This window comes from Paenibacillus sp. FSL A5-0031 (assembly GCF_001956295.1).
In the GTDB taxonomy this organism is placed as follows: domain Bacteria; phylum Bacillota; class Bacilli; order Paenibacillales; family Paenibacillaceae; genus Pristimantibacillus.
Genome location: NZ_MRTD01000012.1, coordinates 152,920 through 178,835 on the forward strand (window position 1 = coordinate 152,920; position 25,916 = coordinate 178,835).

At 47.3% G+C, this 25,916-nt stretch carries 18 protein-coding genes; all 18 read left to right on the forward strand.

Annotation, left to right across the window (positions count from 1 at the left end; translation table 11 throughout):
• Positions 1-53: 53 nt before the first annotated feature.
• The gene (locus tag BK120_RS21225; protein ID WP_076269494.1) at positions 54-1,754 is read left to right on the forward strand and encodes a S41 family peptidase; all 1,701 of its coding nucleotides are present in this window, start codon (positions 54-56) and stop codon (positions 1,752-1,754) included.
• Complete coding sequence (locus BK120_RS21230; RefSeq protein ID WP_083682278.1) at positions 1,751-2,374, forward strand: hypothetical protein; 624 nt, start codon at positions 1,751-1,753, stop codon at positions 2,372-2,374. The genes BK120_RS21225 and BK120_RS21230 overlap by 4 nt, the downstream gene beginning before the upstream one ends.
• Positions 2,375-2,681: 307 nt before the next feature.
• Entirely contained in the window at positions 2,682-3,386 is a 705-nt protein-coding gene (locus BK120_RS21235; protein ID WP_076269495.1) for an ABC transporter ATP-binding protein, read from the forward strand.
• Between the two features lie 2 nt (positions 3,387-3,388).
• Positions 3,389-5,713, forward strand: a complete 2,325-nt coding sequence (locus BK120_RS21240) for an ABC transporter permease (protein ID WP_076269614.1) — start codon at positions 3,389-3,391, stop codon at positions 5,711-5,713.
• 487 nt (positions 5,714-6,200) lie between these two features.
• Positions 6,201-8,537 (forward strand): glycosyl hydrolase family 18 protein, encoded by a 2,337-nt coding sequence (locus tag BK120_RS21245; RefSeq protein ID WP_076269496.1) that lies wholly within the window; start codon positions 6,201-6,203, stop codon positions 8,535-8,537.
• Positions 8,538-8,909: 372 nt separating this feature from the next.
• A complete protein-coding gene (locus BK120_RS21250; RefSeq protein WP_083682280.1) occupies positions 8,910-10,733 on the forward strand; it encodes a sensor histidine kinase in 1,824 nt (607 codons plus the stop codon).
• A complete protein-coding gene (locus BK120_RS21255) occupies positions 10,733-12,235 on the forward strand; it encodes a response regulator transcription factor (RefSeq protein ID WP_076269498.1) in 1,503 nt (500 codons plus the stop codon). The genes BK120_RS21250 and BK120_RS21255 overlap by 1 nt, the downstream gene beginning before the upstream one ends.
• Before the next feature lie 292 nt (positions 12,236-12,527).
• Entirely contained in the window at positions 12,528-13,916 is a 1,389-nt protein-coding gene (locus tag BK120_RS21260; RefSeq protein ID WP_256710974.1) for an ABC transporter substrate-binding protein, read from the forward strand.
• A 91-nt stretch (positions 13,917-14,007) separates the two neighbouring features.
• On the forward strand, positions 14,008-14,874 hold the full coding sequence (locus BK120_RS21265; RefSeq protein ID WP_076269499.1) for a carbohydrate ABC transporter permease: 867 nt from the start codon (positions 14,008-14,010) through the stop codon (positions 14,872-14,874).
• Positions 14,871-15,776, forward strand: a complete 906-nt coding sequence (locus tag BK120_RS21270) for a carbohydrate ABC transporter permease (protein WP_305953900.1) — start codon at positions 14,871-14,873, stop codon at positions 15,774-15,776. The genes BK120_RS21265 and BK120_RS21270 overlap by 4 nt, the downstream gene beginning before the upstream one ends.
• Positions 15,777-16,151: 375 nt before the next feature.
• Positions 16,152-17,258 (forward strand): Gfo/Idh/MocA family protein, encoded by a 1,107-nt coding sequence (locus tag BK120_RS21275; protein ID WP_076269500.1) that lies wholly within the window; start codon positions 16,152-16,154, stop codon positions 17,256-17,258.
• Between the two features lie 111 nt (positions 17,259-17,369).
• Entirely contained in the window at positions 17,370-18,173 is an 804-nt protein-coding gene (locus tag BK120_RS21280) for a sugar phosphate isomerase/epimerase family protein (RefSeq protein WP_076269501.1), read from the forward strand.
• A 34-nt stretch (positions 18,174-18,207) separates the two neighbouring features.
• Entirely contained in the window at positions 18,208-19,602 is a 1,395-nt protein-coding gene (locus BK120_RS21285) for a sulfatase family protein (RefSeq protein WP_076269502.1), read from the forward strand.
• On the forward strand, positions 19,599-20,603 hold the full coding sequence (locus tag BK120_RS21290; RefSeq protein ID WP_076269503.1) for a Gfo/Idh/MocA family protein: 1,005 nt from the start codon (positions 19,599-19,601) through the stop codon (positions 20,601-20,603). Before BK120_RS21285 ends, BK120_RS21290 begins: the two co-directional genes overlap by 4 nt.
• 31 nt (positions 20,604-20,634) lie before the next feature.
• The gene (cysC, locus tag BK120_RS21295; protein ID WP_076269504.1) at positions 20,635-21,186 is read left to right on the forward strand and encodes an adenylyl-sulfate kinase; all 552 of its coding nucleotides are present in this window, start codon (positions 20,635-20,637) and stop codon (positions 21,184-21,186) included.
• A 52-nt stretch (positions 21,187-21,238) separates the two neighbouring features.
• Positions 21,239-22,675 (forward strand): sulfatase family protein, encoded by a 1,437-nt coding sequence (locus BK120_RS21300; RefSeq protein ID WP_076269505.1) that lies wholly within the window; start codon positions 21,239-21,241, stop codon positions 22,673-22,675.
• A gap of 57 nt (positions 22,676-22,732) precedes the next feature.
• Positions 22,733-23,647, forward strand: a complete 915-nt coding sequence (locus tag BK120_RS21305; protein WP_179089847.1) for an AraC family transcriptional regulator — start codon at positions 22,733-22,735, stop codon at positions 23,645-23,647.
• Positions 23,616-25,046 carry a sulfatase family protein gene (locus BK120_RS21310; protein WP_076269507.1) on the forward strand — a complete coding sequence of 477 codons (1,431 nt, stop codon included), beginning with the start codon at positions 23,616-23,618 and terminating at the stop codon, positions 25,044-25,046. The genes BK120_RS21305 and BK120_RS21310 overlap by 32 nt, the downstream gene beginning before the upstream one ends.
• Positions 25,047-25,916 lie beyond the last annotated feature (870 nt).

The following is a 25,916-nucleotide window of genomic DNA, read 5'->3' on the forward strand; positions in this document are numbered from 1 at the left end:
TCTCCAATACACTCAGTTCGATTCACATATAACTGATCGGAGGAATAGAAACGATGAGCTTTATTCAAGATGTTATCGATTCATTAAAATGGTTGACTGTCTGGGAAATGATCTTATGTGCACTAAACTTGTTCGTCTTGCTGAGGTATGCTTGGCCCATTCTCAAAAATAACCGCTGGTTGGATTTTATACCGAGCGCAGGTGTAATCATTGCGATTATTAGCCTTATGAAAGGCGACGCCTCTTTACTGGCTCTGTTGATTTACTCCTCTACGGCCATCCTATTCTTAAGTACTGCGAGAAGAGTCTTTAAACCGGCCATTAAGCCGATGTCTTCGAAATTTCGCTTCGTCATGGTTATCGTTTGCGTCCTTGGTACTCTTCCTACGCTATTGGCATTAACCGTTGCGGGAGAAGTTCGATACAATCCGGTGAGCGATTTAAGCCATAAGAGCTATTCCAAAGCTTTTATCGCGATGAACGAAAGACTGTCTGCCGAATACCCTTTTGGAGACTGGAAAAAAATCGATTGGGAGGCAAAGAAAAAGAAATACGAGCCTCTTTTCCTCCAAGCGGAAAGCAACCATGATCCGAGCCTCTACTATAAAACTTTAAGGGATTACCTCTTTTCTTTCCGCGACGGACATATCGAAATCGCGAATGAACATCTTTACGACGATAATAACACGTTTAAAAATGAAGTCGGCGGCGGATTCGGAATTAGCGCCGTTCAATTGGATAACGGCAAAGTATTGGTTAGCTTACTGTTAGCTGGCAGCCCGGCTGACAAAAGCGGAATCAAGCTCGGAGCCGAAATCATTTCGTGGGACGGGAAAAACGTTCGGGAAGCATTGGACCAAACGTCCTGGAGCGAGAACCCATCGGCAACCGAAGGAGATCGAATTCAAAATCAAGGGCGTTTCTTGGCAAGAGCTCCAATCGGCAAAGAAATCCAAGTCGAATTTCGGAATCGGGATGATGAAGCGAGCAAGACTGCGACGCTTACAGCCTACGACGATCAATACGAGACCTTGAAGAAAACGAAAATTAAGCTAAAAAAAGAAGATCCTCCCGTAGAAGGCGAGGTCCTTCGAGAGGAATACGGGTATGTGAAAATCAGATATTTTCTTCCCGGAACGACGCAATCCGATCCCGCACAAGCGCTGGACGACCTATTAAAAGAGTTTCAAGAGAAAAGTGTAAAGGGAATCATCATCGATTTACGCGATAATCCGGGCGGAGACGACGACCTTGTTGCCCAAATGGCAGGACATTTTGTGAACGAAAAGAAGATCTATGAATACGTCAGTTACTACAATCGAAATACGGGTCGTTTCGAAATCAACCGCGCCGAAACCAGAACCATTCATCCTTCGCATATTTACTTTTCAGGGAAAATCGCGGTCCTCATTAATTCTAACACCGCGAGCTCAGGGGAAGGACTGCCTTTGTTCTTAAAAGGAATGCAAAATGTCAAGATTATCGGCTTTGCGTCCACGAACGGTTCGTTCGGAGTCGTATCCGCTCCTATAGAAATGAAAATGCCGGGAGGATATATCGTACAGTTTCCGGATGGCAGATCTCTTAATCAAGACAAAACGATTCAAGGCGATAGCGATGAACGCGGATTTGGCGGAGCGGCTCCCGATATCACGGTTCCGATGAATGAGCAAACGTTTAAGATGAAATATATCGATGGGCAAGACGTGGAATTGAATTATGCAATAGATTTTTTGAAGGAGAAAAACAGATGACCATAATTGACAAATTAGCATCGTCACTTAACCGCAAAGACGAAGGTCCTAACCAGGAGCTAGCGAAATATATTGCCGATCGAGATGATAAGGGAGCGGTAATAGAACTAGTTGATAACTTGCATAACAATGACAAGAACATCCAAAGCGATTGCATTAAAGTTCTCTATGAGATTGGAGATCTTAGGCCATCTTTAATTGCTGAATACTGCAAAGAATTCGTAACATTGCTTGATCATGGAAACAATCGACTTGTTTGGGGGGCTATGACAGCACTAGATGCGATAACTCTTGAAAATCCGGAAGTCATATATTTAGCACTTGAGAAAATTGTTGATATTACGGACAAAGGTTCAGTAATCACCAAAGATCACGGGGTAAGTATTCTGATTAAACTTTGTTCGCTCAAACCATATGCGGATCATGCATTCACATTACTCATCGAACAGCTTAAGAAATGTCCGACCAATCAGCTACCAATGTATGCGGAGAATGCAATAGCCATCGTTAACGATAATAACAAAGCCCTTTTCATAAAGACGCTTTCCTCACGACTGGGCGATATTGAAAAGGATACAAAACGAAAGCGTGTGGAGAAACTGATTAAGAAATTGAGCTGAAGCTTAAGTGAAAAGTTATTATTCAAGAGGAGTAGCCTATTACAGGCTGCTCCTTTTTTTGTGAGCAAGTGGAGTTAACAATCATAACTGAAGGCTATCATCAGATTTTGTTGGCGATACCGTGACAATAGATCGATCAAACTCCTTCTGGAGACCGAGCGCAAAATACATCGACTGAGGGAAGGTCATTTCTTTTGGATGGTATATGATGGAAAAATAGTGCAGTAATGGGGCGTTGCCTCCATAAGTTAACCGGTGAAACAACAAACCATGTTCTAAAAAAATAGGATACGAGGAGATGAAAGTAGTGAAAAAGTTAATCGATTTCAAAAATGTAACTAAAGAATACAACATAGGTGAAGTGACAATAAAGGCGCTAGCGGGTGTTGATTTTTCCATAGCAGAAGGGGAATTCGTTGTCATTTTAGGTGCAAGTGGTGCCGGCAAAAGTACAATTTTGAACATACTTGGCGGAATGGATACAGCTACTTCAGGTCAAGTGTTTGTTGGTGACCATGAAATCACAAGATTAGGCGAAAAAAAATTAACAGAATACCGTGGTGAAAAGATAGGTTTTGTATTTCAATTTTACAATTTGATTCCGAATTTAAACACGTTAGAGAATGTTGAATTTGCGACGGAAGTATGCAAAAACCATTTGGACGCTAAAGATATTTTACATAAAGTGGGATTAAAAGACCGAATCAAAAACTTCCCTTCCCAGTTATCTGGAGGGGAACAGCAAAGAGTTGCTATCGCGAGAGCGGTTGCCAAAAATCCTTTACTGCTGCTTTGTGATGAGCCAACCGGAGCTTTGGATTATGTAACGGGCAAGTCTGTCTTGAAGCTTCTTCAAGATTTGAACAAAGATACGAAAAAATGCGTTGTTGTGGTCACGCATAACTCTGCGATTGCTCCTATGGCTGATAAAGTCATAAAGGTTAAAAGCGGAATGATAGAGAGCATCACTATAAATGAGGAAAAACAAAGTGTTGAAGGGATTGAGTGGTAATTATGAAATTATTTTTGAAATCATTAAGAGATATCAAACAATCGATAGGACAATTTACAGCTTTTGTTTTGGTTATCGCAGTAGGAGCTTTCTTCTATACGGGGCTTGTAACTTTGAGCGACAATCTTGGCGCGTATACGAAGGGTTATTTTAAAGAACATCATCTAAGTGACTTAAATGTATACTACAGCCAAATTTCAAGCGATGATGTAGCTCGTCTAAGCGAGATTGCAGGTATTCATAAAATAGAAGGACGGTATAGCTTTGATGCCACGCAAGCTTTTAAAGATTATAAAGCGATTTTGAAAATCCATTCCATTCCTGAAAAAAATGAAATAAATACGCCTACGATCATTATGGGCAATATCCCGTCAAAACAGGATGAAATCGTAATAGATTCCGCTTATGCCAAGGAACATCATTTTCAACTAGGTGACACAATCAGTATTAGCAGGAATGGAAGAAGCTTTAATTTTACAATTAGCGGCTTGATTGAGAATGTTGAACATACTAAAAAGAACGAAACGCAGGACCATAAAACCAGCGGAATCGCTTATATTAGTGAAGAGACAATTCCTGCAATCGCAGACGGCTTTTACTATAATGAAGTCATGATTGAGGCGCAAGAGGGTCACGATATTGATAAAATAGGTCAAAACATTGAGGAACAATCCAAACCACTCCCTTATTTAAGCCAAGAAAGTAAAGAACGGTCTTTCAATTACTCTCAATTGAACCAAACGATACATAATAATAAATTGATGAGTAAGGTTATACCTCTTGTTCTCTTTTTAATTGAAGCAGTTATTCTGTTCCTTACGATGTCGAGAATTATTGATTCACAAAGAAACCAAGTAGGCATTATGAAAGCATTAGGTGTGAAAAACAGAAATATTATGCTTCATTATATGGGGTATCCTGTGCTGGCAAGCATCATAGGTTCTATCCTTGGTTATGTCATATCCGCTATTGTATTTATTCCATTAATTACAGCGTCGAATGCAAGAGCTTACTCTATGCCTGACATTTCATTTACACTTTCAGTACTTTCTATTATTCCTCCTATTATTTTCTCCAGCGCTTTTGGAATCCTGTCATGTTACTTTAGTGGCAGAATGATATTAAATGAACGTGCAGCCCAGGCGATGCGCCCTAAACCGCCAAAGAAGATGAAGAAGCTGCTCATTGAAAAAATTCCGGGTATTTGGAGCCGAATTTCCTACAGCCATAAGCTCATTTTGAGAAATATATTTTTAAATAAACAAAAAGCTTTTGCGAGCTCCGTTGGTGTTGTTGTAAGCACTGTTTTATTGATTACTGCATTTGGCACACAAATGTCTTTGGTGAAGGTGGCTGATCAAGTTGAAGAGGTGTATACCTATGATTTGAGAGTCGATTATGCAATAGGAACATCTTCTGATTCGATTAATCTCCCTTCCAATATTGCAAAAAGTCATAGATTATCCACCTTTCCTGTTGCCTTTATAAAAGAAGATGTCAAAGAAAATGCCACATTAGTTGTTACGGAAAAAGAAAACGACCTTATTCATTTCTTTGATGAAAATGATCAAAGAATTCGTTTAGAAAACAATGGTGTACTAATACCCAAATCTTACGCTGACAAGTATCATATAGCTGAAGGCGATACAATCCAAATGGAATTTACAGCACCAGAGCTTAACCAAAAATCGGTGAACATGAAGGTTTTAAAAATATCTAACCAATATTCGAATCCTTCGTTTTATAGCACACCCGAATATGTGAATAGTTTAGGCATAGACTATCGCCCAACCTCGGTTTTAGTTAAAGCGAACAGCTCGGCGGATCTGATAAGCGTTCGTAATTTCTTTGAGCAGGATCAACGTGTAGACACCATTGCAGATAAGAATGATCTAAAGAAATCCGCGCAATATATTTTGAGGCAAAATAGTTTTGTATTCATTATGTTTATCATTTGTGCGGTCATACTCTCCTTTGGGGCTATCTATACGATATCTTCCATTAACATTTATGAAAGGATTCGTGAGCTTGCAACACTGAAAGTATTAGGCTATCAAAAAAATAAAATAAACCGGCTTATCTTTTCCGAAAATATTATTTTAACCGCCTTTGCGGTAATTGTAGCGTTACCGATCAGCGGCTATATCTATACTATTATTGTTCAGGCATTGTCGAGTCCCCATCAGCAAATCCCAGATAAATTAAACATAACGATCATGCTAGTTTCTATTCTTCTTGCGTTCTTACTTACTACGCTTTCTAATTTACTGCTTCGGCGAAAAGTTTCTCAAATTAATATGATTGAATCATTGAAAAGTATGGAATAGAACGTATTGATCGTTTCATTAGAGTAAGGTTTTCGAATTCACAGGGCATTTATGTTAAACACGCTATAGTTTAGCGTGTTTTTTTGTGCTGAGATACCTTTTGCTAATAGCGAACTCAGAAGGTACAAATGGCAATAGAAGGATAATATTAAACGATTCCGTTTTCTGTGAAGTTGAAATAAAAACCCATTTTCAAAGAATAAGAGATATTTATCCCTTAATAACATAATCAACCTTCTTTTTGGTTGTGGAGACACCTCGTACAATAAAGGGAGAAACATATCAGATACTCGCTTTACACCGCTTTTCCCCCCCCGATCTTCTTTGTGCAATCTTCTTTTCTCTTGTTCAAACGACTTAGCAGAACTATGATGTGACGGTTTTCCTTTGTTTTTATCCTTACTTTAGGAGGTGACTGAGCAGAGTCTATTTGATATTCACTTATTGAAAGCGATTTCAAAATCGAAGGAAGAGGTGTATTTAAGAAATGGTACTAGGCGGAGCATCGGTACGAAAAAGTAGTGTTATCCTGTTGGTTGCTTTTCTCATCCTCTCATTGTTTTACTCCCTAGCATTTGGTGGACAGAAGGTAGAAGCAGCTTCAAATTCAAAGATAATTGGGTATTATCCCTCTTGGGGTGCCTATGGCAGAAATTACAATGTCATGGATATGGATGTTAGCAAGGTGACTCATATTAACTATGCGTTTGCAGATATTTGTTGGAATGGCATTCACGGAAATTCAGATCCGACAGGGCCTAATCCTGTGACATGGGCTTGTCAGGACGAAGCGGGTACGATTAACGTGCCAAATGGGACAATCGTATTAGGCGATCCTTGGATCGACACAGGGAAAGCGTTCCCGGGGGATACGTGGGATAAGCCGATAAAGGGAAATCTTGGGCAGCTGATAAAGCAGAAGCAAGCTAATCCTCATTTAAAAACAATTATCTCCGTAGGCGGATGGAGTTGGTCGAACCGATTCTCTGATGTTGCGGCCAGTGCGGCCACAAGGGAGACATTCGCTAATTCAGCGGTAGACTTCCTGCGAAAATATCAATTCGATGGCGTTGATCTCGACTGGGAATATCCGGTGAGCGGAGGGTTAGCTGGCAATAGCGTAAGGGCTGCTGATAAGCAAAACTATACGCTGCTGCTTCAGAAGATTCGCGAGAAGCTTAATGCTGCGGGTGCGGCGGATGGTAAAACTTATTTGCTGACGATAGCCTCAGGTGCAAGTCCGACGTATGCACAAAATACCGAGCTAGGTAATATTGCTGCGATTGTCGATTGGATCAACATTATGACATATGATTTCAACGGTGGCTGGCAAACCGTAAGCGCCCACAATGCTCCGCTGAATTATGATCCTGCAGCAGCGGCGGCGGGCGTTCCAAACGCAGCAACTTATAACAGTGCGTCTGGCGTGCAAGGGCACTTGGATGCCGGTGTTCCAGCTAGTAAAATTGTGTTGGGAGTTCCTTTCTATGGTCGGGGCTGGGCCAATTGCGCAGCGACCGGTAATGGGCAGTATCAAAGCTGCTCTGGCGTACCTGCAGGTACATGGGAAGCGGGGTTATTTGATTATACAGATCTCGAAAACAACTACATTAATAAAAACGGCTACACACGTTATTGGAATGATACAGCGAAAGTACCTTACTTATATAACGCTGTTAAACGTACTTTTATCTCCTACGATGATACAGAATCACTCGGGCACAAGACAGCCTTCATTCAAAACAAAGGGCTTGGCGGTGCCATGTTCTGGGAGTTTAGCGGTGACCGAAACAAAGTTCTATTAAACAAGCTGGCGAGCGATTTGGCAGGATCCGGTAGTGCAGATATCATTGCGCCATCGGTACCGGGCAACCTTCAATCCACTGCAAAAACATCAAATAGTGTAACATTAGCTTGGGGTGCGTCCACTGACAACGTTGGCGTGACGGGTTATACCGTGACTTATGGTTCTACAAGCGTAAACGTCACGGGAACAAGCACGACAATTAGTGGGCTTGCTGCTAATACAGCCTACACGTTTACTGTGAAAGCGAAGGATGCGGCTGGCAACATTTCGGGAGCGAGCAATGCGCTTTCGGTAACGACGAATCCACCTGCGGGAGACACAACCCCGCCAACAGCGCCAACGAATCTTCAAGTCACAGGCAAAACATCCTCCAGCGTAAGTCTTTCATGGACGGCATCTACTGACAACGTTGGCGTGACGGGTTATACCGTGACTTATGGTTCTACAAGCGTGAACGTCACGGGAACAAGCACGACAATTAGCGGTCTTGCTGCTAATACGGCATATACATTTACTGTAACAGCGAAGGATGCAGCTGGGAATATTTCGGGAGCGAGCAATGCACTTCCAGTAACGACGAATCCAGCTGCGGGAGATACAACCTCGCCAACAGCGCCAACGAATCTTCAAGTCACAGGCAAAACATCCTCCAGCGTCAGTCTTTCATGGACAGCATCTACTGACAACGTTGGCGTAACCGGTTATACCGTGACTTATGGTTCTACCAACGTGAACGTCACGGGAACGAGCACGACAATTAGCGGTCTTGCTGCAAATACGGCATATGCCTTTACTGTAGTGGCGAAAGATGCCGCGGGCAATGTTTCGAGCGGCACATCAGTTGCCGCTACGACTGATGCTAACGGTGGAACGGTAAGTGCTTGGGCACCTAATGTAAGCTACAAAGCAAACGATCTCGTTACTTACGGAGGCAAAACCTATTATTGTATTCAGCCTCATACGTCATTAGCTGGCTGGGAACCATCGAATGTGCCAGCACTATGGGGTTTGAAATAAGCAAGAGCAGCCGCCCTGCCTAAGGGCGGCTTTTTTTATTTTTTAAAGGCTAAATAAAAGGAATAACAAGTTGATTATTTATTCATCTCAAATAGAATCATGGAAGGTAAACTAGCATGCGTGTCGAAAATAGAAGTTCACACTCCCAAACCTCCTTTCCTCCTTATTATTTGCTGTCTCGCATTTGCAATACTATACATTAAACAAATTAAGCGGAAGGAAGGCGCATCGCTAGTCACGCTGCGGGTTTCTATCACTATGTTTAACGGGTCGCTCAGCGCATACATCATTCCACTAGTTTATGAATGGTTTTTTCCATCACAGAGTCCTCATGCAAAAATAAGAGGAAACATCTTTATATAAGGAGAAGCCATGATGAAAAATTGGAACGACTACTTGCTGAAGAGTAAAATGTTCATCGTCTTCTCCGCGGTATCGCTGTTCATCGTCATGCTGACCTGTATTATTTTCTACTATAAAAATGTAAACGATATCAAAAATCAAACGTTAGCGCTTTCTGACACGATTTCTCGGCAGTTCAGCCGAACCTTCGAGCTGTATATTCAGGATATGGAGAAGCTCTCTGTGTCTATTATTGGCGATCCAATTATTCAAGAAAGTTTGATTGATCATTACGGAATTCCTAACCCCGTTACGCAGAACCAGATTGAACTGACGATCAACAATAGACTGTTCACCCATCTTCAGCCGCGCCCTCAGCTCCAGAGCATTTATATTTTCACCACGGACGACATCGCTTATTTTGTATCGAAGGCGGGGGGACCTAAGATAAGCTTCAATCTTCAAAGCGAGAGCTGGTATCAGAATCGGCTGGATATGCCGGGAGTCAAATTTCTGCTGCTGCCCGTCACGGCGGAGAATACGGGCGGTGATCGTGAAGCTCAGGTGATATCCTTCGTACGGAACATCAGCCGCATTCCATACCTTGATGTTTTGGGCTATATGAAAATTAATATTAATGTGAATGTCATCAAGGACATGCTTGTCAATTCCGACAGCAACGACGTTGAACGGAATATGAGAGCGTTCATCATTACCGATGAAGGCAGTGTCGTCTATGACGACAGGAATGAGCTGACGGGCAACGATGATACAGGAATTGATCTATCCATCTTCCAAGGCAATCATGAATCGAATGAGGTGGTGTGGAACGGCGAGAGCTATATCTATACAACGTCGAAATCCTCCTATACAAAATGGAATACGTTGATTCTAATTCCGAACGAATTCCTTCTGTCCAAGCAGAAACACTCTACTTATATTCTCATTCTCGTTGGCCTGCTCGCGATGGGGCTGATTGCGTTCGTGTCCTATATGCTGTCTTATCAGATGACGCTTCCGCTCCGTAATTTGATGAAAAAGATGGCGCGTGTCGAGCAGGGGGATTTGAGCCAGAGAATGGAGGTGGCCGGCAACAATGAGATCGGCCGTCTGAGCCGTATCTATAACAACATGCTGGATAGTATTACACGCTTAATTAGCGAAGTGTACACATCCAAACTGGCGGAGAAGAATGCGCAGTTATCGGCGCTACAGGCGCAGATCAACCCTCATTTTTTGTATAACACGCTTAACATTATGAAGTCTATCAGCCGGGTTCGAGGCATAGAAGAGGTTGCAGAGATGGCAGAATCATTGGCCGAGCTGTTCAAATACAGCATGACAAATCTTCATCATCCTATCCCGCTGCATGACGAGATGGAGCATATAAGCAATTACATGAATATTCAGCAGCACCGATTCGGTAATCGATTCGAGTTCAATATGGATGTACCGGAGGCGCTGCAGCAAGCATCGGTGCTGAAGCTTACCGTTCAGCCGCTAATTGAGAACGCGATCGTTCACGGACTGAGCAAGGTCAAATCAGGCGGTCGAATCGACATCGCTGTTAAGAGGCTTGGCAGTGAACTGATTATCGAAGTATCCGACAACGGTGGTGGTATTGAAGAGGAACGCATCCACATGCTGCGCCGAAGGTTGGAGAGAGTACAGGCGGTGGACGCTTACGACGAGGAGGGGCAGGGTATAGGCCTTTCCAATATCGCGCAGCGAATCAAGCTGTTCCATGGCATCAAATATGGAGTAGAGCTGATAAGTTCTCCTGACCGTGGAACGACGGTTAGGTTGACGATCCCGTATGAACGATTCGTCAAGGTGAAGGGAGAGGCCGACTGATGAATATATTTTTGGTAGAAGACGAGCGGTGGGCGCTTGCGGAGCTCGAGGCCCTCTTTAAGCGATACGAGCCTCTGCATCGTGTGCTTGCATTTGAGAACGGGGAAGATGCGCTGGAAGCAGCGAAATCCGTAGTCCCGCATCTTGTGTTGACCGACATTACAATGCCAGGCATTGACGGTGTGGAACTGCTGGCTGAGCTTGGCCGCAGCCAACCTGACGTCAAAGGTATCATTCTCAGTGTCCATGACGATTTTGCATATGCACAGCGGGGAATGCAAACTGGCGTGACGGACTACTTGCTGAAGCCTGTTAAAAAAGAGACGCTTTACAAGGCGGTAGACCGCTTGCTTGCGCGTATTGAAGACGAGTCACGCAGCCGGAGCGACCGTGTTGCATGGTCACTTCTGCAACGGCTGCTGGCGGCGGATGCGATGGAGCATGTTAAGCCTGCCGAAGCAGAGCAGCAGCGTTTGTTCATGGTGCTGCTGCTTCTGGAGAACTGGGCATCGCCGCTTACTTGGAAGGATGCTGGGCTTGAGGCATCGGATATTCTCGCGCATTTCGTGAGCGTCTTGAACAAGGAGCAGGATAGTCACTGCATTACGATTGACGGCCGCCGCAGAGTACTGCTGCTGCCCGCTGGGAATGAAGCATTTACGCAGTCGCTAAAGACAAAGCTTCAATCGCTCTTTGAGTATGTGAATACCCATGGCATTCTTCTCCATGTGAGCTTCACATTAAAGAAAGAGCACGAGAGTCTGAATCGCAGCTTCATCCGCCTTGGCAAGCAGCTTGAAGAGCATTTGCGAATCGGCGAGCCGACCTTGGCATTACCGGATATGAAGCTGGCTGTGCCTGATATTTCAGAAGTATGGGTAAAGGTGCGTGCACTGCAAGCACAGGTTAAAGCGGGCGATATGGCAAGAGGACGAGATACGATATCGCGTATCGTCAAGGGTCTTCAGTACAAAGAGGTCACCCAAAAGCAGCTGGTGCAGTTTGCTAGCGATTTGTTCTATTCGTTGAAGTTCAATTTGCAAGCAGAATCATCGATTCTACTGCAGGAGGATATGAGCTTGCTGCACGAAGTGACCGACTATGAGCCAATCAAGGAATGGCTTATGGCAGCAGTATTCGGGATTGCAGGGACACACACATCAAAGGAACAGAAGCCTAAAGGGCTCATTCCAGTGTTGATGAACTGGATTCATGCCAACTATCAAGGCGACCTTTCCCTTCAGCAGTTTGCTTCTGATCATCATGTCAGTCTTGGACATTTATCCAGATTGTTCAAAAGCCAAACGGGCTACACCTTCTCCGATTATGTGAGCGGGTACCGGATCAGCAAAGCAAAGGAGCTGCTAGCCGACGGCACGTCGCGTCCTTCTGAAGTCGGCGAGCTGGTAGGTTACGAGGATGCCAAACATTTCTCTCATTTGTTTAAGAGAATAACAGGCGAAACACCGACCGCCTTCGCAAAACGCAAAATGAGCGAATGATCCAAGTACTAGCAAGCAGTTAGACGACTTGCAGGCGATGCAATCTCGCAAGCTGGAAGTTTCCTCGCCCGAACCACTTCCTGTTGTGAAAAGGAAAAATTCCCCCCTTAAAATAGCAAATGAGCAGGTATTCATCAAAAACATAAACCCTTAGACTGAAAATACGAGGGAACCCGGGCCCTTGGAACGGAAGCTCGCTCTTTATGGAAGCGTATTCATCATATTGTAACTTACAGCATCAGTGATGCAAAAAGAGGCAACGATGGACGGCTGCCGAAAGGAGCAAGGGTCCATGCCTACAAAGGGAGGCTCCAGAACGATGAAACGAACGACTGCCAAAACACTCGCATTTGTGACAAGCGTGATGATGATCTTGCTGCTGCTCGCTGGATGCGGCAGCAGCAACAACACCCCCTCTGCGACGAAGAACAACACCGGCGCTACGAACGGGAAAACGGACACGACAAGCGAACCTGCAGCGAAAACGACCTTAACGCTGATGGTAGGCAATTCAGGCACAACGCTCGAAGCGCTTAAGGCGGTTGCCACTGAAGCAGAGAAAAAGCTGAATATCACCATTGAGTATGACATCAAACCGGATGGCACGGAAGGCGACAACCTCGTCAAGACGCGCCTGGCAACAGGAGATATGTCCGACCTTCTCGTTTATAATACGGGCTCGCTGCTGAAGGCAGTTAATCCGGTGGATAACTTTCTCGACCTGACGAATGAATCGTTTATGGCGGACGTGCTTGATTCCTTCAAAACAGTAGTTACGGTCGATGGCAAGGTGTACGGCGCGCCCGTCGGATCAAGCTCCGCCGGTGCGATACTTTACAACAAGAAGGTGTACGGTGAGCTCGGATTAACCGTCCCGCAAACATGGACCGAATTCATGGCGAACAATGAGAAGATCAAAGCTGCGGGCAAAACCGCTGTTATCGCGTCCTACAAGGATACTTGGACGTCCCAGCTGTTTGTTCTCGGTGATTACTACAACCTGCAGGCGCAGGTTCCGAATTTCGCAGACGATTACACGAACAATAAGGCGAAGTACGCAACGACACCAGCTGCACTGCGCAGCTTCGAAAAGACGGAGGAACCGTTTAAAGCAGGCTATATGAATAAGGACTTCCTAGCCACAACATATGACGTTGCTTTGAAAATGCTGGCCGATGGCACAGGTGTACACTATCCGATGCTGACTAGCGCACTTGATTCCATCTTGCAAAATAGCCCAGACAAGATCAATGACATCGGCGTTTTCCCAATACCGAGCGACAGCGCAGACGTCAACGGACTGACGGTATGGATGCCGAGCGGTCTGTACATCAACAAGAACAGCAAGAAAGTAGAAGCCGCCAAGAAGTTCGCGGAATATTTCGTGTCTAAGGAAGGCCAGGATATATTTGCCTCCAAAGTCAAGGCGGCAGGCCCCAATGTGATTAAAGGAATTGAGCTCCCTGACGATGCTTACGAGGGTGTCAAAGAAATGCAGAAATACTTCGATGAAGGCAAGACGGCACCTGCGCTGGAGTTCGTATCGCCGGTCAAAGGCCCGAACCTTGAGAACCTCACTGTCGCTGTTGGCAGCGGCATCACCTCCGCGCAGAAGGGCGCCGAGGATTATGACAAAGACGTTCTGAAACAAGCGCAGCAGTTGAATCTACCGGGCTGGTAGAACGCCCGCCGCATTCGGGAATTTTAGTTGAAGACGGGACTCCGCGCAAGAAGCTGCGGAGTCCGTTTTCTCCGGAAAGAAGGGGAGAGCCATGACCAAGCTGACGATTCGGACTTACTCTTATTTATTTCTTATTCCCGCATTTCTAATCTACTTCGTCTTTTATTTGCTGCCAACGGTATTATCGCTCTTCTTCAGTATGACGCGTTGGACGCTCACCGATTGGAATTACATCGGCTTTGACAACTATGTCACTTTTTTCTCAGAGACGGCGCTCAGCATCGGCTTCAGGAACACGTTAATTTATGCGGTTGTAACCTGCGGCCTCAAGGTCATCCTTGGCCTCTTGCTCGGTGCGTTCCTCACCTCTACCGTTTTATTTAAAAACTATTTGCGTTCTGTTATTTTCTTCCCAACGCTGCTTAGCACGATCGCGGTCGGAATCGCCTTCTCGATTATGATGCATCCTTCGCAAGGGCTGATCAATACAAGTCTGGCTGTATTTGGTATTAACGGACCCGATTGGCTTGGCAATACGAAGATTGCGCTTCTGTCTGTCGCCTTAGTAGACGTATGGAAAGGTATCGGCGTTGCTACCGTTATTTATATCGCAGGCATTTCAGCCATTCCAGGCGAATATTACGAAGCGCTCAAAATCGATGGCGGGAGCAGCATGAACGCATTCCGGTATATTACCGTTCCCTTAAGCAGACCGGCGATGAATTCGGTCATCATTCTCTCATTCATCGGAGGGCTCCGTTCCTTCGACCTGATCTGGGCCATGACGAAGGGTGGGCCGGGTTTCACGACCGACCTGATCGCCTCGATCATATATAAGCAGTATCAAGCGGGCTTTTATGGCCTAGCAACTGCGGGCAACGTCATTCTGTTTGTCGGTGTGTCACTACTGGCGTTTCCTCTGTATAAGTACCTGACGAAAAGTGAGGTGCACTTATGAGCAGCGAAATGAGCCGAATGATGAATAAAGGCGTGGGCAAACCGCTGAACCGCGGCGACAACAGGGGGATAAGCAGCGCAGCTAAGAGGATTATCGTTGCCATGTTCTCGCTGGTGCTCAGCACCGCCATTTTTTGGATTCCGTTTTATTTTGTCATTATCAACTCTTTTAAAAATCAAGCCGAATCTGCACTTATGAATATGTCGTGGCCAAAATCATTTCATATTTTGGAAAATTACAGGGATGTGTTGACTGCTGCCGATCATATGCTTGTCCGCGCTTTTTATAACAGCATGCTGCTGACGGTATTATCGATCACTGTACTGATCATCGTCAGTGCGATGGCTGGATTTGTGCTGCATCGCAGAGAAGGGGGGCGTTTTTCTTCCTTCTTAAACTTTCTAGTTTTGGCAGGCTTGATGATTCCGCCCGCGATCGTGCCAACGATCTGGGTACTCGACTCGATCGGCCTGTTCAAGACGCTGGCAGGCATCACTTTCGTGGAGGTTGCGCTGCACTTTCCGTTTGCAGCTATTTTGTACAAAGCGTTTGTGGCAACGCTGCCGCGTGAAATTGATGAGAGCGCATTAATTGACGGCGCGGGCGGCGGGCGGCTGTTCTTTAGTATTATTTTTCCTCTGCTAAAGCCCGTTACTTCAACCATCATTGTGCTGGAATCGATAAATGTATTTAATGACTTTGTTAATCCGCTTTACTTCTTCCCAGGCTCCTCCAACGCGACGGTGCAATTGACGCTGTACAACTTCATGAGCCGGTTCACGACATCGTGGAATTTGTTATTTGCCGATATTGTTCTAATCTCTATTCCGATGCTCATTCTGTTTATTTTCTTTAACAAAAAAATTGTAGCCGGCATGACAGCAGGCGCTATTAAGGGATAATCAAGCATGGACTGCAGTACTTGAGTACGAACGAATTTCATTTGATTTTGTCCTCACTCAGAGAGCCGCAGTCATTAGGATTGCGGTTTTTTTAGGATGCTTGCGGTGAATCGGTAGCTGAGAATCCCACTTCTTGAGAACCTTGATCGACCTAAGCATACCAGCTGTCTGATGTACATTTTAAATCGAGCCTGTCCTTTTTTAAAAGCAGTCTCGATCGGAAAGGTTTTTGTCCCGAACCGCCATGATTTGGACAGAAGTTGGCAGTATGATGAACTTATAAAAGCGTTTACAACTATGACGGCTTGGCGATTAGGCTATCGATATGATCTAGGAAATTCATTATCCAATTCAAAGGACGAAAGGAAGTTGAATATGGCGGTCAAAATTGGAATTGTAGGCATGAACGGGATCGGCAACAACCATGCGAATTGTTACAAGGAGGATGAATTGGCTGATGTCGTAGCGGTATGCGATGTCATTAAGGAGCGCGCCGACGCAGCTGCGGAGAAGCACGGTGTAAAAGCGTACTATACGCTTAAGGACATGATCGAGAACGAGCCTGATATTCAGGTGATCGATGTGACGACAGGCGGCATTGACAACGGCAGCTGGCATTTTGAACCGGCGATGGAAGCGATGTCTTACGGAAAGCACGTGCTCGTGGAGAAGCCGCTGTGCAACGATGTGCGAGAAGGCCGCGAGATGGTGGCATTTGCTGAGAAGCAGAAGGTGTATCTAGGCTGCAACCTGAACCATTACTTCACACCGCCGGCGGAGAAGGCAAAGCAATATATGGAGAGCGGCGAGGTGGGCGAATTAATCTATTGTCTTGCCAAAATGGGCTTCAACGGCGGCGAGCTCAACTATGCGCTTGCCAGCTCGGATAAAGTGAAAGGCCACCCTTACTTCCATATGCGGGCGTTCCTGACCCACCCATTCAGTGTTATGCGCCATTTCTGCGGTGATATTACGCACATCCAGACGTTCTCCGACCGTCCAGGCTTCCGCCGGAGCGCAGGCGATGTTATGGTGTCCATCAACAGTATCCATATGAAGTTCGCAAATGGTGCAGTTGGCTATTTATTGAGCCAGCGCGGCGATGCGGTCTACGGACTAGGCGGCTGGTGGAGTCTTGAGGTTGGGGGTTCGAAGGGGACATTCACCATTGAGAACTGCGTCGAGAAAGTGTCGTTCTGGAAAGCGGACAAAGGCATTCCAGCGATCAGCGTTCCGATTGAGCCTGAAGTGACGGATTTCGGAACAAATGATTTCAACCGGACTTTCAACCATCGTCTGCATGCATTTCTGGAGGATGTTGACAACAAGGTGTCTCCGGATGCGCTGCGCGCCAGCGGACGCGATGCGCTTGCTGTGCTGGAGTATGTGCATGCTGTACAGGAATCGTATGAACGCGGGGGAGAGGTCGTTCGTCCTCAGCCGCTTCCGCCGCTGCACGGTGATCCGTTTTATCTGAAATAATCTCAGTAAGATAGCGCGGTACTATTTTGTTGCTTGCGATATCTATGCAGGTATTGCAGGAACATGAACTAATACATGTTTTACTAATCCATTATTCAGGAGGACTCATACATGATTAAACTAGGTGTCAATTCCGTACTGTTCAAAGAGTTCAATTTCGCTGAAGCGGCGAAGCATATTGCGGCCAGCGGCTACGACGGTGTAGAGATTGCCGCCATTCAAGGCATGTGCGAGCATCTGGATCTCAGCCGCTGGAAGCAGCAGAAGAGTGAGCTGCAGGCGATTGTGCAGGAAAACGGCCTAACGTTTCTGTCGACTGAGGTGGCATCGCTCAATGAGGAGCGGCTGCTCCCAGCGTTTGAAGCTGCCGCTGAAATTGGAATTCCAATCGTAAACGTTGGTCCTGGCGGAAAGCTGGGTGTCGAAGAAGACCTGCAGGCGTCGATCGAGATGCTTGCGCGGATGGCGGAGAGAGCGGCTTCATTTGGCATCACGCTCTGCGTCAAAGCTCATGTCGGCAATGCCATTCACAATACGCCGACCACGCTGCGGGCGATGGAGTCGATCATCTCCCCGGCGTTTGGCATCGACATGGACCCGAGCCATATCCACCGTGCCGGCGAAAATGCGGAGAAAGCGCTACCCGCTGTGCTTAGTCGCGTAAAGCATGTTCATATCCGTGACTGCAAAGGACGGGAGCAGGGACCTGGACCGATCATGCTTCAGGCGTGCGGACGGGGCGACATCGATCTATATGGCTACTGCAAAGCGATGGTGGACGGAGGTTACGACGGGCCGGTCGTCGTTGAGGTCATTGGTGCTTCACCTGAGCATACGCTTGCGCAGGTATCCATCGTAGCCGCTGAGTCGTACGGCTATCTAAATGCGGTTCTTAAACAGCTGAACGCGCGATAAAAGCATTATTTTCATCCAAAAGGAGGATTTCAAAATGACTAATAAGAAACCAAATATTCTACTGTTCGGCATAGATAGCCTTCGTCGGGATCATATGAGTGCGTATGGTTATTCGAGGCTGACTACTCCGCATCTGGATAAAATTGCTGCCGAGGGCGTTCTATATGAGAAACATTTCAGTCCGGGCATTCCGACAACGCCAGCTTATGCATCGATGCTGACGGGTATGGATGTGTTCGGAACCGACGTTGTAGCGCTGCGCCACGAAGGACCGCTTGGCAGTCACGTGAAGACGCTGCCTGAGCTGCTTGCGGAGAACGGCTATAACACGTCATGTGTCGGCTTCTCGGGCAATCCATCATCGCGCGGTTTCCAAACATATCTCGATTATGAATCTTGGGTGCCTGATGAGTCGGGACGTACGCCCAAGGCACAAAATTTAAATGATGTTGCCATTCCAGAGCTGGAGCGGCTGGCGGCAGAGGATAAGCCGTTCCTGCTGTTCATGCGGCATATGGATCCTCATTCCCCGTATTTGCCGCCTGCGCCGTTCGAGCGGATGTTCTACGGCAAGGACGAGAAGGACCCAGCCAACGACTCCATGGAGCCGGTTTACAATTTTAAGCCGTTCGCCGACTTCTTGAAGTCATGGATTCCGGAAGGCGTCACTGATGAAGCCTATGTTGGCGCGCAATATGATGGAGCAATCGCTTATATGGATGCTTGTATCCAAGGTATCTTCGAGAAGCTGAACGCGCTGGGCTTAGAGGAAGAGACGCTTGTCGTTATTACGTCGGATCACGGCGAGACGCTGTATGAGCACGACTGTTATTTTGATCATCACGGCCTGTATGACTGTACGCTTGTCGTGCCGCTTATTATTAAGTTTCCGGGGCGTTTGCCTGTGGGAAAACGGGCTCAGGATGTGTCGGTCATCTCGGATATTATGCCGACGCTGCTGCAGTTGATTGGCATCGACAGCGACATTTCCTTCGACGGCCGCAGCCTGCTTGAGCCGGTTGCGAGCGAAGATTCAGAGCGGATAAGCGAGCTGTATTTGACGGAATGCACGTGGATGCGCAAGCACGGCTGGCGCACACCGGAATGGAAGCTTATCCGCTCGCTTGAGCCGGACTTCCATTTTAAGCCGGAGGTAGAGCTGTACAATCTGATCCAAGATCCAGAAGAAAACAACAATGTGGCGGAGCTGCAGCCGGAAGTCGTTGGACTGCTTACGAAGCGGATGGAGGACCATATTGCAAAACGTGAAGCGCAGACGGGTCGTACGAATCCGATCTATACGAATCTGAATTGGCATGGCAAAGGCCAGACGTTCACCTCGTCTGAGCAGGCATACGAGTCACTGCATATCGGCAATATTATTGGCGCGCGCTCCCTTCAATCCAAGGAGGAGGCGGCATCCAAATGATTCGGGTTGCTGTCGTTGGTGTCAATCATATTGGGAAAATCCATTGCCGTGCTTATCGGCAGCATCCAGACACGGAACTTGCGGCTGTCTGTGACCTGATGCCAGAACGCGCGGAAGCAGCTGGTCTTGAACATGGCGTTCCAGCGTATACCGACCTGAGAGAGCTGCTAGCTAAAGAACAGATCGATCTAGTCGTCGTAGCGACGGCGGGGGTTGAGAAGGGCAGTCATCATTTTGAACCCGCGATGATTGCGATCGATGCTGGCAAGGACGTCCATGTAGAAAAGCCGATTTCTAACCGAATTGAGGAAGCGAGGACGCTGGTTGCTGCCGCCCGGGAACGGGGCGTTCGGCTCGCTTGTAATTTGAATCATCGATTTACGCCGGCTGCTTACAAAGCGAAAGAACTGATGGAAGCTGGCAAGCTAGGCTCCCTTCTCTTTGTCAATATGCGGCTAACGATTCAGAATCCGCAGGAGGATACGGAATGGCTGCATATGCGTGCTCTGCATCCTCACTCCATCGATGTCATGCGGTATTTTGCCGGTGATATTAAGCGGGTTCAAGCGTTCATGACCAAGGCGCCGGGACGTCAGAGCTGGTCAACCGCATCCGTCAATGTGACGTTTGCTTCCGGAGCGGTTGGCCACTTGACCGGCAGCTACGACATGTCGATGCGGCATCCCATTGAATATTGCGAAGTCGCAGGTCATGAAGGCCGGTTTGTTATCGACAACGTTTACGAAAGCATGACGTATTATCCGCATCACTCCGACGAACTGCTCGTTGTACGCAACTCACTGTTTGGCGGGATGCAGGGCTTCAATGATACGTTTACCCATCGGATCAATCGATTCATCGAGCAGGTCAAAGCAGGCGATGCGCCGGAGAAGATCGAGGCGTCAGGAGCGGATGCGCTTGCCGCACAGGAAGTTATTGAAGCCGCAATTCGTTCGCATCAGTCCGGCGGGATGCCCATTGACGTGCCTGCAATCGGATAAGCGACCGAACTTGGCGAGAGGAGAGGACAACATGGATAAACAACATGGCTCGGTTATATGGTTCATGGGCTTGTCGGGAGCAGGCAAGACGACGACGGCCAAGCATATAGCGGCAGAGCTGCTGCGGGAAGGACGGCACGTGGAGCTGCTCGATGGCGATGAGCTTAGAGAAACGATTTGTAAAGGACTTGGATTCTCACGGGAGGATCGATTGGAAAATATTAAACGGATCGTCTACGTCGCTAAGCTTCTCTCTCGCAATAGCGTAGATGTGCTCGTCTCTGCCATCACACCTTATGAGGAAATGCGGGACTATGCCCGTTCGCAGCTGCCCGGATTTGTGGAAGTTTATGTGCAGTGCCCGCTCGGGGAATGCGAGCGCCGTGATGTGAAGGGCTTGTATGCTAAAGCGAGAAACGGGGAATTGCACCATTTTACAGGCGTTTCCGATCCATTCGAGGTACCGCACTCGCCCGACATCATAATCGATACCGCTACTGCTTCATTGCAGAATAACGGCGAAGCCGTAATGGGCTGGCTGCATGCCAATATGAGGTTCAAGCATGCGGCGCAGCGAGCATAACCCAAGAGGTGAATAAGGACCGGAATACCGGACTACCCGAAGGAGACATACAATGAAGATCATACTGATATCGCTGGATACGCTTCGTGCATCAAGGCTGAGTGGGTACGGCTATTCCAAGCCGACAAGCCCATATTTGGACCAGATTGCCGAGCAAGGTGTGCTTTTCGAGCGAGCTTATGCCGCAGACATTCCAACCGAAGTGGCGCATACCGGCATTTTTACAGGCAAAGTAGGGCTTACGACAGGGATTGTCTCCCATGGCTCAGAGCTGACGCATCTGCCCAAATCGACCCCGTGGCTGCCAAACCTGCTGCGCGGCGCAGGCTTCACGACATCGGCGGTGGACAATTTGTACCAGCTTAAGGAATGGTTTGCCCGGGGTTATCGCTACTATACGAACAGCGTTGGCGGCAATCGCTGGATCGACGGCCGAACGGTCAACGATTTAGCTATGCCATGGCTGGCGGAGCATAAGGATGAATCGTTCTTTTTGTTCCTCCATTACTGGGATGCTCATACGCCTTATTTGCCGCCGGAATCCTATATTCCAGACTTTTATGAAGTGGGGCGAGATCCGTATGATCCGAACAACCGAAGCATGGAACCAGCTTACAATCATCCCGCCTATCCTTTCTTTAAGCACCACCATTACGATCTCGTTGGCCCAGTGACCGACAGCGCTTACTACGACGCGCTATATGATGCAGAAATCCGCTATCTTGATGATCGTTTGAAGGAACTCGACGCTCATCTGGAGAAGTTAGGTATCAAAGAGGATACGCTGCTCATACTATTTGGCGATCATGGCGAAAGTCTGACGGAGCACGACATCTATTGGGATCACTGCGGCTTATACGAGCCGACTGTCCATGTGCCGATTATTATGCGATGGCCGGGTCGTATCCCAGAGGGGCGCAGGGTGCAAGGTCTCGTGCAGCAGGTTGACCTCATGCCGACAATACTGGAAGCGATACGCAGCGAGCAGCCAGAAGGTATCGAGCTTATGAAGGTTGCAGACCCGCCAGGCATGGACGGGCGAAGCTTATGGCCTTCTATTCTCAACTTGGCTGACGGAACGCACGATGCTGTCTACCTTAGTGAATGCGCATGGCAAGCGGCGCGCGGCATACGGACGGAGCGCTACAAGTTTATTCGCACGTACGACGCGGGGCCTTTTACTAGGCCGCCTAGAGAGCTGTATGATCTGGATGCCGATCCAGAAGAGACGGTAAATCTTGCGGAGCGGGAGCCAGAGCTCGCCGATCAGCTGGAACGGCAGCTGGATAGTTGGGTGAAGGCGAAGCTTGGTGGCCGTGAGGATCCGAAGGATCGGCAGCTTCGCGAGGCGGGACTTCCGTTCCGCAGACGCATTGAGCAGATTTTGGCGGAGTCAGGGATGACGTGGGACGAATGGTTTCAGGATCCGCGCCGTGAACGATTCGATCAGGCGACAGACGGGCGGCATGAACAGACCATCGGATCTTGATCCGATTACGAACCGAGGGGATGAAGGATGGGGCATATACTGGGAAGCAATAGTTACATGAAGGATGAATTCCCGTTCTGGATCAATCGGATGGTGCAAGCTTCTGTCTCTGAACATGGTCACGAGTTCATTGAGCTCGTATTTGTGGTGCATGGACAGGGCGTCCATATCTTCCAAGGCAACCATTACAACATTCATGCGGGCGATGTGTTTATTATCAATCCCGGCGAGACGCATGCTTATTCCGTAGAGAGTGGCGGAAGTATGGAAATCATCAACTGTTTGTTTATGCCGTCCTTTATTCCCGATGCGCTGCTTCAGGAGCTGGAAATCACGGCATCGATGGACTACTTTTACGTGCATCCCTTCCTGAAACAGGATGTCCGTTTCAACCATTACTTGAATCTGAACGGGCAGGAGGCGTCGTCCGTGCTGGCGCTGCTGGAGAACATGATCCGTGAGCTCAACAGCCGCGGCCCTGGGCACACGACGTTGATTCGCCTGCAGATGGTGGAGCTGCTCGTTCTTCTGTCTCGCTATTACGCCTATATGCAAAGCCATCGTATTCATAAATCCCCGCGCCAATCGGAACGAGTAATGATGGCCAGACGAATTTCCGGTTATCTCGAACGCCATTTTGACAAAAAAATTACGCTTCAAGCGTTGTCCGGCTTGTTTAATGTCAGCACAAGGCAACTGAACCGATTGGTGCGCGAGGAGTTTGGGAAAAGCGTATTCGACCTGTTGCACGAAATTCGTATTGAACGGGCGAAGCGGATGCTGCTGGAATCCGACCAGAAGGTCATCTACATCGCGACTATGGTCGGCTACGACGATCCATCGTTCTTTAGCCGACTGTTCGTTCGTTATGCCGGCTGCTCGCCGCGCGAATATCGGACCGGTACACAGGGTCTGCGGGAAGGAAAGGAGCTGAGCGCGCATGCCACACTCGATGAAAGAGCGGAGGCCTAACGTACTGCTGATTACGGCAGACCAATTGCGAGAGGATTGCGTGGGCTTCAGCGGTAAATATCCCGTTCGTACACCGCACATTGACCGTCTGTCTGAACAAGGAGTCTCTTTCTCCCACGCTTATTCCGTACTGCCGGTATGCGCACCGGCGAGGCAGTCACTCCTGCGAGGCAGGAGGCCGGAAACATTCGGCGCTTTATGGAATTACAGCGGGGCGCTGCCTGTGGCTGCACTGCCGCCGGAAGCCTATACATGGACGAGAGCACTTGCGGAGAGCGGTTATGCAACCGCATATTTGGGCAAATGGGGAGTCAATCCGGTGCACGGGCCTGCGGCTTATGGTTTCGATTCATACGTCAGCGAAGCTGAATATCATGACTTTATCTCGCAAAAGCATCCGGACGTCCGATACGAGCATGGCTTCTTCGGCGAAGAGAGTCCGCTCCCGCTAGAGGACGCAGAGACGCATTGGTTCGCCGCGCGTGCAAGTGAGACGCTGGAGCGGCTGCAAGGCGATGGTCGACCTTGGCATATGGCGCTGCACTTTAGCGATCCCCACTTGCCCTGCCGACCTTCACTTCCTTTTGCAGGGATGTATGCTGCTGCGGACATCCCGGAGTGGGCAGGCTTCCGCGATACCTTTGCCGGAAAGCCGTACATTCAGCGCCAGCAGCTGGAGAGCTGGGGCGTTGCCGATTATGATTGGCAGGACTGGGCGCCGATCGTTGCCCGTTATTACGCCATCATTAGTCAGCTCGACGATGCCATTGGACAAGTGTTGGGGACGCTGGAGCGCTTAGGTATGGCGGATAACACCATTGTGATCTTTACCGCAGACCACGGTGATATGTGCGGTTCCCACGGTATGATGGATAAGCACTACATCATGTATGACGATGTTGTTCGGGTGCCGCTAATCATTCGGATGCCGGGCGTCGTCGGGGACGTAGAAGTGGGCGGACGATGTGACCGATTTGTCTACAATTTTCTAGATTTGCCGCCGACGCTTTTGGAGCTTCTCAATCTGCAAACGCATGATCCTGGGGATTTGCAGGGGCGCTCACTTGTGCCACTGCTGGCTGGGGAGGAGCCTGCCGATTGGCGGGACGCCGCTGTGTCGACTTATAACGGCCAACAGTTCGGACTTTATACGCAGCGGATGATCCGCACGGCAGACTGGAAGTATGTTTGGAATTTAACAGACGTAGATGAACTGTATGATATGGTTAATGATCCTGGCGAACTGGTTAATGTGAGGGGGAAGTTAGAGCACGCAGAGCTGCTTGCCGTACTTAGGAGACGGCTGTATGAGCAGCTGTCCGCGGACGGCGATGCCATAGTGGCCAACGAATGGACGAGACGTCAGCTGCTGCAAGGTGCGAAGCTGGACGGGATATGAAAAGGATTGTTGAATTATTGTGTATCAAGTATTCCTGAAATTATTTCAAGTGATATTCAAAGCACTAGGTTCTGGGTGTTAAAAAGTAATTTAATACACAGAACTCTCAATCGAAGAGAAGCTCCTTTTCATCACTTGTCGTAAACAAGTTGAGAAAAGGAGCTTTTTATATTCCAAAAGTTAGACTATTAGTGCCATCATTGCAAACAACTTTAAACTCAGAACGAAATCAATTTAGCACTGAAGAAATATTAAATAAAGAGTTACTACTTGATTTTTACTGGGATAAAAGTCTTACAAAATAGAAATTAGTTCAATTATATTGGAAGGAGAACAAACTTTAAAGCAAATTGAAGAGCTTTTCATTGTGAGAGCAAGTACGATATTTGATTATTTGGTGAAAATATATATATATCGAGAAGGGTACGAAAATCTAAAATTCAAAGTTAAACAAAAGATAGGTTTAATTAATTATATTGGGGTGAAGGTATGATCTTAAACTTGAAGGAAATTGAAAATTAATTTGAAATTGTAAATATGGAAATTATCAAATCGATGATAAAGTTTGAAATACCTCATAGATGAAACAACTCAAACTCAAAGAAGTGATAAGCACTTTAGTGGTCCTTTTTTTTATTAAGGGGGGAATATTGGTTTCAAGCATAAAGATGATTCTAAAGGTTTTCGCAAGGGGTTATTTAACTTTAATTTTGTTTTTTGGTATGCCAGAAAGCTATAGTGCACATCCTTCGAACAAAAGAGATGAATTTATCGAATCAAAGTATCAATCCAATATATGGTACAATTAGGTTGTGAGCATTCTGCTTGTACTTCGACGTGATTTCTATGGAATTATTAAAAATACACTTG